General features: G+C 48.5%; 7 protein-coding genes. 5 read left to right on the forward strand and 2 right to left on the reverse strand.

The features are described from left to right. The first annotated feature begins 8 nt into the window (after window positions 1–8). From UNH61_RS06515 to UNH61_RS06530, 4 genes are read left to right on the forward strand one after another with little or no spacing between them, the layout of a single operon-like run. Window positions 9–1,382 (forward strand): vanadium-dependent haloperoxidase, encoded by a 1,374-nt coding sequence (locus UNH61_RS06515; protein ID WP_326991327.1) that lies wholly within the window; start codon window positions 9–11, stop codon window positions 1,380–1,382. A gap of 11 nt (window positions 1,383–1,393) precedes the next feature. Next, the gene (locus tag UNH61_RS06520; RefSeq protein WP_326991328.1) at window positions 1,394–2,176 is read left to right on the forward strand and encodes a ParA family protein; all 783 of its coding nucleotides are present in this window, start codon (window positions 1,394–1,396) and stop codon (window positions 2,174–2,176) included. 28 nt (window positions 2,177–2,204) lie between these two features. Continuing rightward, entirely contained in the window at window positions 2,205–3,491 is a 1,287-nt protein-coding gene (locus UNH61_RS06525) for a DUF4157 domain-containing protein (protein ID WP_326991329.1), read from the forward strand. A 19-nt stretch (window positions 3,492–3,510) separates the two neighbouring features. Continuing rightward, a complete protein-coding gene (locus UNH61_RS06530; RefSeq protein WP_326991330.1) occupies window positions 3,511–4,863 on the forward strand; it encodes an ATP-binding protein in 1,353 nt (450 codons plus the stop codon). Between the two features lie 62 nt (window positions 4,864–4,925). Here UNH61_RS06530 and UNH61_RS06535 read toward each other — a convergent pair whose 3' ends face one another. Next, a complete protein-coding gene (locus tag UNH61_RS06535) occupies window positions 4,926–8,225 on the reverse strand; it encodes a carboxypeptidase regulatory-like domain-containing protein (RefSeq protein ID WP_326991331.1) in 3,300 nt (1,099 codons plus the stop codon). Window positions 8,226–8,650: 425 nt separating this feature from the next. Between UNH61_RS06535 and UNH61_RS06540 the strand changes: the two genes are divergently transcribed. Next, window positions 8,651–9,853: a bifunctional 3,4-dihydroxy-2-butanone-4-phosphate synthase/GTP cyclohydrolase II gene (locus UNH61_RS06540; RefSeq protein WP_326991332.1), complete on the forward strand. Its 1,203-nt coding sequence runs from the start codon at window positions 8,651–8,653 to the stop codon at window positions 9,851–9,853. Between the two features lie 56 nt (window positions 9,854–9,909). Here the strand turns inward: UNH61_RS06540 and UNH61_RS06545 are convergent, their stop codons facing one another. Next, window positions 9,910–14,784, reverse strand: a complete 4,875-nt coding sequence (locus tag UNH61_RS06545; RefSeq protein WP_326991333.1) for a translocation/assembly module TamB domain-containing protein — start codon at window positions 14,782–14,784, stop codon at window positions 9,910–9,912. Window positions 14,785–15,192: the final 408 nt, after the last annotated feature.

Genomic DNA, 15,192 nt, shown 5'->3' on the forward strand with positions numbered 1-15,192 from the left:
AATCATATATGTCAACCCCTTCAACCCTCGTAGTACAATGGAACCAGTTGGCGCTGAACGCCATCTGCCGCACTGCCACTGCTCCGCCGCTGGCTGCACGCGCTCTGGCTATGCTGCATACCGCCATGTACGATGCCTGGACTGTATATAATCCCTGTGCAATCAGCACCACTACCGGCAGCCTTATCAAAAGACCAGAAGTAGAGCGCGGCAGCGCTTTCAAACGCAAAGCCTACAGCTTCGCTGCTTATCGTGTGCTAACTGAATTATTCTGGCTGGCCCTGCCGGCGCCCGATAAAATGATATTCCACGACTTTATGTTGCAGTTGGAATACGATCCTGCCAACACTACCCTGGATATCACCAGGCCGGAAGGAATCGGTAACCTCGTTGGAAAGCTGGTGCTGGAAAGGTTCAGAGGCGATGGCGCTAACCCCTATGGTACACTGAGTATGCCTGCCTGGTCGGACTATACCGGCTACCAGCCTGTAAATACCCCTGATCAGTTGATGCAGCCGGGGCGTTGGCAGCCACTGAAGATCCCCGACGGCAACGGCGGGTACAAGATACAGCACTTCCTGACCCCGCATTGGGGCCTGGTACGCCCCTTTGCATTAGCGCATGGGGGCGCATTCCGGCCCGGTGCGCCTTATTTGCCCGGCAGCAATGAGTTTCAACAGCAGGCCGATGAATTGCTGGCTATCAGTGCAGGCCTCACCGATCAGCAAAAAGCTATGGCAGAGTATTGGTCCGACGGGCCGGGCACCGAAACCCCGCCGGGCCACTGGTGCCAGGTGGCGCAATATGTATCCGGTCGTGATAACCATTGCAACCAGCAGGACCTGAAACTGTTCTTTGCATTAAGTAACGCCATGCTCGATTGCAGCATCGCCTGCTGGGAATGCAAGCGCTACTACGATTCCGTACGCCCCATATCGGTCATCCGCTACCTCTACAAAGGCCGCAACATCAAGGCCTGGGGGGGGCCCGGGCAGGGTGCGCAGGAAATGAAAGGAGAGGAGTGGATGCCTTTCCAGGCGGCCGATTTCGTCACCCCGCCTTTTGCAGAGCATGTGTCCGGCCACAGTACATTCAGCAAGGCCGCAGCATATATTCTGGCCCAATTCACGGGAAGCGATAAGCTGGGTGCCACCGTACTGCGCACCAAAGGAAGTTCACTGATAGAACCGGGATATAGCCCTGCAAGCGACCTGCAGCTCAGTTGGAATACCTTTACAGAAGCGGCCGAGCAGGCAGGTATGTCGAGATTATATGGCGGTATTCACTTTGCCCGGGCTAATAAAGACGGGCAATTGCTGGGACAGCAGGTAGGGCAGGCTGTTTGGGAGCTGTCCAAATATTTCTTTAATGGAACTTTATAACCTGTATTACTATGTCTGTTATTGCGCTGGCTATACAAAAAGGCGGCTCCGGCAAAACCACTACCGCCATTAACCTGGCTGCAGCCCTGCAACGGGCGGGCAAAAAAGTGTTACTCGTTGATGCCGACCCGCAGGCTAACCTCACACAGGCGCTGGGCATTGCTGAGGAGCCGGAACTACATCTTTACACTGCCCTGAAAAAAGAAATCGCCGGCGAAGAAGCTGAATTGTCGCAGGCCATTGTGACGACCCCATGTGGACTAATGCTGGTACCCTCAGCGCTGGAACTGGCAGGGGCCGAGTTAGAGCTGGTAGGCATGTATGGGCGCGAACAGGTGCTGAGCTGGATGCTGAAGCCCCTCCAGGCGCAATTCGATTTCATACTGATAGACTGCCCGCCCGCCATTGGTATGCTAACCGTAAACGCCCTGGTGGCCAGTCAGTACATCATCATGCCCCTGCAGGCAGAGTTTCTGCCCCTGAAAGGCGTGCGTAGTTTTATGTACCATTTTGGCAACATAAAAAAGAAACTTAATACGAACCTGGAAGTGCTGGGAATTGTTTTGACTAAGTATGATGACCGTAAGTCGATGAACCGGCAAGTGAGAAAAGAGTTGGAAACTACCTTCGGAACTACGGTACTGGATACGGCTATCCGCAGCAATATACAATTAGCCAAAGCCCAGCAGGCTGGTATGGATATTTTTAGCTTCGATAATACATCCCATGGTGCTAAAGACTACCATGCCCTGGGAGAGGAAATACTGGGAAAGCTGCCGGCTATGGGCAGTTGAATTTTTTATGTCATTTTAAATGTAATGTATGTTTCGCAAAAAGCAACCCGCGCCCGCTAATATGGCTGCACAGCCCTTTTTCGGCGGCGTACAGCGGAAGGAAACCGGCGCCTTCTTTCAGGCGCGCCTGGCTGTAAACCGCCCTGGTGATGTGTTTGAGAAAGAAGCAGATGCCGTAGCCGATCGGGTGGTAAACCGTAGCAATACGGCCGGTCCTGTAGTACAGCAAAAAGAGATCAGCAAAATACAGCGCCTCGTCACCTCAGAAGCAGATGAGAAGCTGGGTACCAACGATGCCCGCATGCGCCGCGACAGAGAAGATGTACAAACCAAGCCGGATATACAGCGCATGTGCCCCGAATGTGAAAAGGAAAAGAAGGAAGCCGGTGGCAACATACAACGCGAAGCCGGTAGCACCGCTGCTCCGCATACCGCTTCTCCTCAGCTATCGGCGCGCATAGCCGGCGGCGGAGGTGGTCGTGCATTACCCGCCAATACCCAGCGGGAAATGTCGGGGCGGTTTGGTGCCGACTTCAGCCAGGTACGGGTACACACAGGTACCGAGGCCGCACAAATGAACCAGGAACTCAGCGCACAAGCGTTTACCCATGGCCGTGATATCTACTTCAACAGTGGCAAATTCAACCCCGAAACCAGCAACGGTAAGCATTTGCTGGCCCATGAGCTCACGCATGTGGTGCAGCAGGGCGCTGTGCAGCAAAAGGAAATTCAACGCTCCTGCTCTGATGGTGTTTGCAATAGCTGTGCAGGAGGTAAAAAAAATCTTTGGGTAACCTTCTATTTCAGGCGTCCTGCCAATAAGAAAACGATGGAGTTTATCCGCAAAGACATCAACGACTCCAAAAAGATACTGGCTAATTGTTGTATTACCCTGAAAGCTGATTTCGACTGGACTTTATTGAAGGGAACTACCCATTTCAATGACCTGAAAAAAGGGGCTGACGGCAAAGAGCATTATGCAGAAGATGCCGTGCAAGCCGGCGGTGGTAAAACATTCAACAAAAGCAAAGGCATACCGGTGTTGGTAATAGACGAGGTAACCGGGACTGGTGGTGGCCTGACAGTAGATAAGGGCTTTGACGCTGATTATACAGGTAAAACATATATTGCTATGCCGGTAAGTCAACCTGACTATAATGCGTCCTGTCCCACATTGGCGCATGAGCTTTGGCACGTGTCCGGCAGTTTTAACCACGCAGAAGCCAAGGGCGGGCAAATTGCCGCTTGCACCGGCCCGGGCGTAAATGAAACTTTCTGTACCGATGTACGTGCGCTGGCCAAAGGCAAGGCATGACCGCAAAAATATAACCCCCATGAAAAGAAAGGAACAACCCCCAACATCCGCGGAAACAGGCCAGGCGCCTGAGTTACAATACCTGCGCAATCTGATTGAGTACCGGCTGCAATCGTCCTTCAACAATACCCCGGCCAGTTGCCCCCGGTTACCACCTCTGCAGGAATGGGAAATTGTGAAGCCGGAACTGTTGGAAAAGCTCCGCTGTGGCCCGGAAGAAGCCAGCTTGCTGTTGCTGGCCCTTGCTCCGCACATCCAGCCGGATTTTTATGATACGGCGATACAGCAGCTGTTGCCCCAGGCTGGCGAGTTCCCGCAGTTAGGCGGAGTAAGGGGGAAACAATTCCGGGGATTCCTGCCCACAGGAGATACCGCCCTTTTTTTGCTGGCTGGCAACAACTGGGAACAGCGGATGCAGGTGCAGGAACTGTTTGAGCCGGATCATGTTTTCGCCAGAAAAAAAATACTTTGGCTGGAAGATGCCCCCATGGGAGAACCCATCATGAGCGGCAAACTTATGATAGACCAGGATTATGTAAACCTTTTCCTGAAAGGTAAAACAGGACGCCCGCATTTCAGCATGCATTTCCCGGCCAGGCTCATCGCTACTGAGCTTACCTGGAACGATCTGGTGTTGGATGAAAGCGTATTGTTGCAAATAAGAGAACTGGAAACCTGGCTGCAGCACAATCCCCAGTTGATGAACGAATGGGGTATGCAGCATAAGCTCAAAAAGGGCTACCGGGCACTGTTCTACGGCCCGCCAGGTACCGGCAAAACCTTCACGGCCAGCTTGCTGGGCAAATACACCGGCCGGGATGTATACAAAATAGACCTGTCTATGGTCGTATCTAAATACATCGGCGAAACAGAAAAAAACCTGGAAACCCTCTTTGCTAAGGCAGAAGATAAGGGCTGGATCCTCTTCTTCGATGAAGCCGATGCACTCTTTGGCAAGCGCACCAGCGTACGTGACGCGCACGACAAATACGCCAACCAGGAGGTATCTTACCTGTTGCAACGCATAGAGGAATTTGATGGCTTGGTAATTCTGGCTACCAATATGAAAAATAATATAGACGATGCTTTCATCCGCCGTTTCAACGCCATCGTACAGTTCCAGGTGCCCGGCGAAAGAGAGCGGGTAGCCATCTGGCAACGTTCTTTCCCATCCAACATACAATTCCAGGACGATTTAGATATCCCCGGTCGCGTAAAAAAATATGAAATCACCGGCGGCAACATTATCAATGTCGTACAATATGCCTGCCTCAAGGCGGTGGAACGCCAATCGAGGCTGGTACGACTCGATGATGTGCTGAATGGCATTAAGAAAGAAATGAATAAAGAAGGGCGCTCATTTACAGTATAGCAAAAAGAAAAGGCCCGCTGGTTTAACCAGCGGGCCTTTTCTTTTCGTGTATAAAAACAGTTTTAGAAGCTATATCTCAGCCCCAGTTGCATACCCCATGTGCTGAGGTTATTGCGGGTATCCTGGAACGGACTGGTGAGCAGGGTGTTATTATCAACATTCGTCATGTTGTAAGTAACCTTACCTGTTGCATCCACTCCTTTGCTAACCAGTGGGTTTGCAAAAGTAGTCTGCTGTCTTACGCCCCAGTTTTTATTCAGGAGGTTAGGCAGGTTCAGCATATCCACGCTGAATTGCAAGGTGTGACGCATATTGTTTTTAGTGGTGATATAGAAGTCCTGCAGGAAGCGGGCATCCAGCTTGTTGTACCATGGCAGCAGCGCTCCGTTTCTTTCTGCATATTCACCTTTGTGTTTGCTCAGGTATTTGCTGTTGGAAATAAACTGGTCGTAAGCGGCCTGTTGTTCCGCAACAGTAAACTGTCTGGTTGAATTTCTCGGAGTAAACGGTGCAAAGTTTACATCAGTACCTTTTGCATAGATGTACATCAGATCGGCAGCGTTGTTACCATCGCCGTTGATATCACCATTTACAAGATAGCTGATTCTGCCCAGGTTCTGTCCTTCGTAGAACAGTGACAGGGTAGAAGCGAAGTGCTTGGCATATTCCCTGCGGTAGGAGATGTTAGCTACTACGCGGTGAGGAATAGAGTACTGAGAGTTGTACAGTTCAATAGCATTGGAAGTACCGATGTTAGGGTTCAGCTGCCAGATAGAAGCAGCCTGGTTACCCGGGTTACCGGTTACATCTTTTGCACTGGTGAATGTATAGGCCACAGAACCATATAAGCCATTAGAGAAGGTTTTGGTTACCTGGGCGGTTAAAGCCAGAGAGTGACCCTTAGAAGTGTTTTCCATCAGGATCACAGAAGTCTGGTTTACGTTTACGAATTTATCGCCTTTAGTTTGAGTAGGAGGATACCATGGACGGTTATCGCCATTGGCATTCAGCTGACTGGTTGGATCTTTCAGGTTGGCATTACGCATTCTTACGGCGTTGATGTCTTTGGTATACATCGCATCGAAAGTGAACACGAATCCGGCACCCAGGGCCTTGTCAACACCGATATTGGTTCTGAACACCTGAGGGAACTTAAAGTTAGGATCGATCAGGGTAAAGCCTGCAGGCGCTACGTTAGATGGAGTAGTTGGGAATTTACCCAGGTAAGTGCCCGGATCAGGGTTGAATTTGATGCCAGCCAGATCAGCAGCTTTGTTGATCACTACCTGGTTCTGATACATACCACTGTTGGTTGGCATGTTGGTCAGGTATACGAAAGGTATTTTACCGGTGAAGATACCAGTTCCACCACGAACGATGAAGGATTTATCACCTTCAACATCCCATCTGAAACCAAAACGTGGCGACAGCAGGATGCGTTTTTTAGGCCATGTACCAGTACTGTAATTGGTCATGTTACCATTTTTATCAGGGAACTGCAGCGCTGAGATAGCAGGGTTTTCCAGTGGTTGTTGGCCATAGATTGGTAAATCGGCACGTACACCCAGTGTCAATCTCAGTTTTTCATTCACCTGGTATTCATCCTGTGCATAAACACCCAGCTGGCCAATTTTCAATTCTGCTGAATATACCGAAGGAGTACCAGGGATCAGGGAATAAGTATTGGCGTAAAACGCAGGCGCTTTATCTGTCATGAAGTCCTGTAAGGTATTATAGATATAATAGCTGGAAGAACCTGGCATGAACATGTTACCCAGTTTCTGGTGTTCGTAGGTGATACCACCAGTGAAGGTATGTTTGTTAGCGTAGTAAGTGAAGTTGTCAGTTGCAGAGAAGATCTTATTGATCACGTCGTTGTTACGGGTGAACGGATCTGTTCCGAAGCTGATGTAGTTTTTACCGGTGCCATCAAAAATATCGACAGTCGGGAACGGAGAACCCAGTGAATTACGGGTATCCTGGTTCCGGGTATAGGTAAGGATCAGCTGGTTCGACATTTTTGCATTGAAGGTGCTGTTCAGTTCCACAGTACCGCTTCTTACGGTATGGTCAAAGCCATAGTTGGAATTGTTGAACGACATAGAAGCGTTGCCGAAACGGCTGTTTGGCAGGCGGGTATCGCCATTAGCAGAACCACCTGTTACAAAGAAGGGCCCGATGGTGCTGTTCGGAACGCTGGTAGCATTCAGCTGTGCCACTTCGCTACCTTTAAAGTCGCTATACTTCAGCGTTAATTTATGTACAGAGTTAATGTTCCAGTCGATCTTCGCAAGGATCTTGTGGTTCTTGGTATCGAATGTCGGGAAGTTATCGTAAGCTCCCGGATTGTAACCATATTTAGAAATCAGGAAATCAGACAGTTTCTTCAGTGAGTCGATAGGAGTGGAAGACACTGTACCTTGTCCTGAACCACCTTTAGGAGTGGTAGTGATGCCCGGCGCTTTTGATTTTTCAAATTCTGCACTTACAAAGAAGAACAGTTTGTTTTTGATAATCGGACCACCGAGAGTACCACCGATGATTTTGTTTTCGGTTTTAGGGAAGGTCAGTACATTGTCGTGTACTTTGGTACCATTAAAGCTCTGATCGCGGTAAAAGCCGTAGAGAGAGCCATGGAATTCGTTGGTACCGCTTTTGGTTACGGCGTTGATACCAGCACCGGTAAAGCCGGACTGTCTTACGTCGTAAGGAGCGATGTTAACGGAGATCTGATCGTAGGCGTCCAAAGAAATCGGAGAAGCACCACCACCAGGCATCGGGTCATTGCTGAGGCCGAAGTTGTTGTTCAGGTTGGCACCATCTACCTGGATGTTGTTGTAACGTCCGTCACGTCCGCCAAAATTATTTCCGTTCGCTTGAGGTGTAAGGCGGGTGAAATCGGTGATGTTACGGCTTACGGTAGGGAGTGTGCTTAACTGACGGGTGTTGATGACAGTAGATGCCCCCGTTTTGTTCTGGCCCAGTCTTGCAGAGCGTTCGCCAACGATGTTAACGGTTTGAAGGTTTTGGCCGGAGGTCAGCTTTTCGTTGATAACGTAAGCTTCACCCAGGCTCAGGTTGATGCCTTCCAGTACTTTGGTTTGGTAGCCGATATAGGAAATTTCTACTTTGTACGGGCCGCCAATGCGCATACCCGGAATGGTGTAGTTACCATCTGCTCTGGTTACAGTACCATATACCGTTCCTGACGGCATATGTGTGGCTTTTACGGTGGCTCCGATCAAGCCCTCGTTCTTATCATCTCTGATACTTCCGGTCATGCTGGAAGTGGTTACCTGACCAAAGGTGATAATAGATACGAGCAACAATGAAAAGGTAGAGAGTAATTTTCTCAATCTCATAAGTCCCGAAGTTTGATTCATCCAGCAAAGTTGACGAATTTTCCGGTGAAAATTTTAACGCCAAATTAACAAATCGTTAAGTAGACTGTGGATATCTCGATGCCTTTATAAAAAATTGGATGGCTTCTATCGGGAAGCAAAATCATGATAGGATTATTCAAGAAATCGCATAAAAATTATGAATCTTCAAATTAGCCGGGAAAAAGATTTATAGACCCGGTTACAGTCGTGAACTTTATCAGGGTCTGATTGTATTTATCTGAAAAAAATGACGATTAATTTGTATGTATTAAAGATGAAGAGCATAAATGACAGATATGCAGCATGCTTTTAACCCAAAAGCAACGCCCGGCGCCTACACTATTTCACGTTGATATGTCGTAACTTTGCGCCATTCAACAATACCGACCCGGAGGGAAATTAATATGTTAGATACAATAGAAGCAGCTATAGAAGATATAAAAAAAGGTAAACTGGTGATCGTAGTAGACGATGAAGACCGTGAAAATGAAGGTGATTTTATCACAGCAGCACGGAATGTAACACCTGAGATTATCAATTTTATGAGCACTCACGGCCGTGGTTTGATCTGTGCTCCCCTCGTAGAAGAGCGTTGCGAAGAACTGGGCCTCGATCTGATGGTGCGCGACAATACCGCCCTTCATCAGACGCCGTTTACTGTATCTGTGGATCTGCTGGGGCATGGATGTACCACTGGTATTTCTGCGCACGACAGGGCCAAAACAGTACAGGCGCTGATTGATCCGACTACCAAGCCGGAACATCTGGGTAAACCTGGTCATATATTTCCGCTGAAAGCTAAAACCGGTGGCGTTTTGCGCCGTGCCGGCCATACCGAAGCTACTATCGACCTGGCCCGCCTGGCGGGGTTTGAACCTGCCGGCGTACTCGTGGAAATCATGAACGAAGATGGTTCCATGGCCCGCTTACCGGAGCTCCGCGAAATAGCCAGGAAATTTGATCTTAAACTGATCTCCATCAAAGACCTGATCGCCTACCTGCTCAGCACTGAAACCCTGATCGAAGAAGGTGTTAAGGTGCAGATGCCTACCAAATACGGTAATTTTGAGCTCATTGCTTTCAAACAGATCAACTCAGGAGAAATTCACATGGCCCTGAAGAAGGGAGAGTGGGAGAAAGATGAACCGGTGCTGGTAAGGGTGCACTCATCCTGCGTAACCGGCGATATACTCCATTCCCTGCGCTGCGATTGTGGCGAACAGCTGCACGCTGCCATGCAGATGGTGGAAAAAGAAGGCAAAGGCCTTATATTATATATGAACCAGGAAGGCAGGGGAATAGGCCTCATGAATAAACTGAGAGCCTATAAACTCCAGGAAGAAGGATTGGATACTGTAGAGGCAAACCTGGAACTGGGTTTCAAAATGGATGAAAGAGATTATGGCGTAGGAGCACAGATCCTCAGGCGCCTGGGGCTTTCCAAGCTGCGGCTTATTACCAATAACCCCCGCAAGCGCGCCGGATTAAGCGGATATGGGCTGGAAGTAGTGGAAAATGTACCCATCGAGATACATCCGAACCCGCATAACGAAAACTACCTGAAAACGAAACGGGATAAACTCGGACACGATATTTTGAGAAGCTAGCTGATAATTACCAGCTGACAGGAAGGAGCAAAAGCTATACAGCCTTTGCTCCTTTTTTATTGTTTCTTAAAGCGAAGGGAATCGAGTTGTCTGGTGCGGACTGAGTCGGCTTTTTGTGCACGGAGGGAGTCTTCCTGCTCCTGTTTGCGGATAGTGGCCCGTTGCAGGGAATCCAGCAGGGGAGGCCGCTTGTGCCGCAGGCTGGAGAACAGCTCATTGAAGCGGTTATACTCACGGATATAGGAAATACCTACACCCGATTTGGTGCGGTTATTCAGGGCATACACGTCGTAATCGGTTTTGCTGAACGCATTGATACGGAAACGGCCATCGGGCGTCAGGAGGTATTCGATGCGGAAGTCGCCCGCAAACCGGTTGGCGTTGGCAGAAGAAGTTGTTTTCCCCCAATCGTAATCACCGCCGGCATATAACCGGAAGCGGTTGTTGAACAGATTGCTGGTAATACCGGCACTCACCTGGTTGCGGTCTACGGAGGAATTGTCCTGTAGCCCGCCACCGATGTTATAGGCACGGTAATTCACATTTACCCCGATTCCGCTGTTCTTAAGCAGCGCGCCGGTGATATTGTTCAATATGGCCTGCGCCTGTGCGGAGAGCGCCTGACCCACGCTGTTCTTACCGGTGATACCCACATTGGCGGCCGCTGTTGAGGTAGCGTCGTCGGGCAGGAACTGGTTAGAGAACAGCAGTCCCCAAACCTGGAGCAGTGCTTTGTTCTGGTCGTTGTTGATCTCCTTCAGGTGGGCTGCTACACCGCTTTCGTAAGCAAGACTACCCACATCCGGCAGTTCAATGGAATAACTGATATCCGGTTTCATCAGGGCGCCACGCAGGTTAATCAGCACGTCCACTCTTTCTGTACGGGCTGCCAGTTTATCGGCCTGAACGTTGCTTCCCTGGCCTACCAGGTTGTAAAGACTCACCTTCGGCAGCGAATATTTAGCCACGATGTTTACGCGCGCTTCTGTAGGATCGCCGTTCCAGGTAATGGTACTGTTTTTCTCAATGTCAAACTTCCAGCTGGTAAGTCGTTGAAAGGTGAAGTTGTAAGATCCGTTATTGATCTCATAATTACCAAACATAGTAAAGTCGCCTTCTGTATTCACGGTGATCTGGAGGTTACCAGTACCATTGGCAGAGATGATATCGCCGGTGGTGGCATCCAGTATCACATCAATCTGTGCATCCGGATTGGCGGCAATGTCCAGCTTGACGGTCAGTTTGGTATTATCTTTCTTTTTCTTCTTCTCTATTTCGGTACCATAGGTTTTGAAGGTGATGTAATCATATTTACCAATATCCTTGCTATCGGACATAGGCAGGTAGAAGTGCGTACCCTTGATAGGCCTGGCCAGGATATGCATCTGCATATCGTTGATCGGGCCGGAGAAATACACTTTACCATCGGCGATTACATTTCCATAAAAAAGATCATTATTGGTAGCGGTGGTGTTCAGGAACTGGAAGCCGCGGCCTGTTACATCGAAATCGAAATTCAGTTTATCGAAATGGTCGTGGCTGATATACCCACTGGCCGTGCCTTTCGTATTGTATTGATCCACCAGCAGGAAATTGCCGAATTCAATAAGATTATCGTCCACGTTGATATTCAGCTTAGGGATCCGGTAGTGGGTACCGAGGTAGTCGACGGTAACACCTACCGTATCAAGACTCAACGTGCCTTTTACAGAAGGCTGGCTGGTGTTGCCACCAATAGCCAGGTTGCCGGTAACGGTACCGCTCAGATCTGAAACATAACCGGTCAGGTATCTGTTCAGCAGACTGATGGACGTGCCATTTAGTCTGACAATGCCATCGATGCCGTTGTTGGTGCTGGTTAGTCCTACTTTCCCCTGAGCCAGGAAGCTTTTTCCTTCGTTGTTGGATTGTACGTTAAAGGTGGCTTCGCCTGTTTTGTGATAATAGCTGCCATCCAGTTTAACAATGCCGATAGAGTCGTTATTGATACGCAGTTCCCTGGTGCTCAGCGAAGCATTGATATCCAGGTTTTGGGTGGGATCTGCAATATTAATGGTACCATCGGTAATGCCTTCTATACGCGTGGTGATCAGCTGGGCGGGAATCACATCCGCCAGGTTCAGGTTTTTGAGCGTGACGATGAACTTGGATTCGTCGGGATTGAATTCATTGGTTTCTACCGTAATGCTCTGATCGTTCCGGTTAATCTTCAGATTTTTTACTGTGAGGAAATGTTTGCTCCAGTAAATTTCATTGCCGGGGGTAACATTCCACTGGCGCTCGTTTACAGTGAAAGCGCTGTTGAGGAAATTGATCTTTACGCCTTCCGCCACCGTAATCACCCGGGCGTAAAATCCATCCAGCGAAGAAGTATCTTCTGCAGAAAGGTCTACTTTCACGTAGGAGGTATCGTGGCTGGAATTGGCCAGTATGACCGGATCTTGCAGCACTACGTTCTTGCCCGACAATACCTTCCCGATGCTCGTACTGATATTGACCTTGTTGAAATTCCCATCTCCCTTTACCTGTAAATCCTGTACATGATATCCTTGGTATCCGGCTTCCGGTACCATTACATTCAGCGAGAGATTCCCGCCATTCATGGTATTGAGGGCGCCTGTTACCTTACTTTGATTGAAACCGGTAAACTGATTGGTAAAGCCTTTCAGCAGCTTATCGACCTCACCAAGATTGAATGCAAATGTAAAATCCTGATTGATGGCTTTATTGGCGGGAGCGCTGAAATAGGACGGGTAGTATTTGTTCAGTAACAGGTGAAACGCATCGGGCAGCTGCAGGAAGCTGTACTGGCCTTTTACAAACCCGCTGACTTCACTGCCTGCAAATTCAAGCACCTTTTTGTTATCCACCATATGAGAGGATACGTTCAGCGAGTCGAATTCCAGGCGGCGGTTGTCCTTGAATACCGATACTTCGTACATCCGGGCGATACCGTCGAAGTTATCGATGTTGCTACCGGCAAAGTTAAGGTCCAGCTTGGCCTGCAGGGTAACGGAATCTTCTGTTACGTGCATGGCTCGCAGGTCGCATTTACGTATTTCGGAATTAAAACGGAATACCGGCAGGGCTTCGTTGAAATCGATAGTACCGGCGAAGTCCATATCCAGATTAGGATCGTTGGCCGTCAGTGAGCCGTTGAAAAATTTGCGGCTCATATCACCTTTCGTTTTGATGTTATGGTAGTTGTATCCGAAAAGTGCTATTTCCTGTATGTCCGCATCTATGCTGGCTTTCAGGGTTTTGATATTAAACCCTTCCCCGTTGATCTTGGAGTCCAGGGAGATGGTAGTGAAATTGTTATTATCCAGCAACGTACCTATGTCGAAGTTGACGGCTTTCAGGCTACCTGAATATACCGGAACATCGCGGTTGGTTTTAAAGTTAATATCAGAATTCACGCGGCCGAGATTGGTCTGAAACTGGCCATAGGCTACGAAGTCGTTGATGAAACCGGTATAGCTGCCATCGAAACGGATAGCAGTGAGTTTATCGATCCGCACGGTGTTCAGCACATCTTTGACTGCCGGCATGATCTGTATTACGTCGGCGCCGGTGGTCACCAGTTCATCAGTATGGAAGTCGATGAATGTTTCTTTGATATCAGGCAAACCGCGCATTTCCAGGCTTCCTTTCAGGCGGGTGGTATTACCTGCCGTGAGGTCGATGTCGGATGCCTTCAGGTTGCTGACGGGGCCACGGGCTTTACCGGTGAGGGTGATTTCTTTTTTCCAGCCGGAAAGGGGAGGAGCAAAGAAGGCGATATCGTCAGAAGATATTTTACAGTTTTTGAAACGGGCCTGCATGAACACATCGTTCACATAGTCGCTCATATCATTGATATCACTGTATTGCATGGTGTAATAGTCGCCAATGTGGCTGCGGTTCGTTTCCAGATCGAGCTGGGAGAACTCCATTTCCACGGGCGACATTTTAAACCTGCTGGTAAGTTTCTTTACCTCAAACCCGCTGCGTTCTTTGGTACGGAGGCTCAGATCTCCGATGATACTGTCTTTTATGAGACTGGTATTCGTCAGCGAAAGATTGATCTGATTAAAGCGGATATGATTGGGAGCAAAATAGCCAGGCTCAATTTTGGTGGAGTCGTCGGGGTTATCCACTCCAAAGGTTCCGTTTTTAATATTCAGCTCTTTAACAAGTAACTTCCAGTTGGCATTATTCCATCTCAGGTCATGCAGCTGACCGGTGTCGGGCACCTGGCTACCCGGGCTCCTGGGGCGTTTATGCCGGAGCGGGGAAGAGGCATAGTCACTGATCACAAAGCTGGGGTCAGTAAGCGTCAGTTCCTGAATATCGATGTTATGCTTCTGCAGGTCGAGGTTTTTGGCATCGAGATAAATGCGTTTGGCATAAGCGCGCATATCTTCACCGATCCAGGCATCGACCTGGTTCAGCCGGATATTGCGGAGGTCAATTTTCTTCAGGTCGAGCGACAGTCCCCCGGAGGTTTTGCTGCTGGTATCAGGAGCAGCGGTACCAAAGGCTTCCTCCAGGAAATGATAGTTCCAGACAGAATCTTTCCGGGAACGGAGCAGGTTCACCTGGGCATTTTCGAGACCGATGTATTTGATGACGGGTTTATCCTGGAAAAAGAACCAGTCAGTGATACGCACCTGCAGGTTGCCTGCATACAGCAGGGTATCGTGGTTTTTGTCTTTTATCAGCGCGCCTTCCATCTGCATATAATTAAACAACCTGAATGTTACCCTGTCTATTTCAACTTCCGTTTTCAGGCGCTCCGACAGGCGGCTTGTCACCTCATGTACAAGGAGGTTCTGTACTATGGGAACATTGATCAGAATCCCAATCAGAATGACAAGGCCAAACAAACACAGTAATACTACAGATGATATTTTCCGTACTTTTTTCAGGCAGTAAAGTTTATCCGGCAAAAATAATTAATAGTTGGCAGTCAATGCCATTTAACGGATAAATAAGGTGTATTTCCCCATAAATGGTAAACATCGATCCCTTTGCAGTTTCGTATATAGGTCGCCGTGAGTAAGCATCCATGGAAATTCCCGATACTTCATGTCGTCATTAAAATGTCATACTGTGGAAGACGGAGGTGGCATTATTTTAACTTTATCTAGCAGGATATTGACATATACTTATCTTGCTATATACTTCTAATATAGTTAATTATCTGATTTTAAATTTGTTATAGATGAATGTACCAACTTATAATTGATCGTAAGAACAGTCATGAATTTGTCAGTTATCGCGCAGGCTTTATTAGGAAAATTTTAACAGTTCTATTTTTCCGTCCAGAACAATGAACGTCTGAAGCATTGAAAGTA

Origin of the sequence: Chitinophaga sp. 180180018-3 (genome assembly GCF_037893185.1) — a bacterium.
Classification (GTDB): domain Bacteria; phylum Bacteroidota; class Bacteroidia; order Chitinophagales; family Chitinophagaceae; genus Chitinophaga.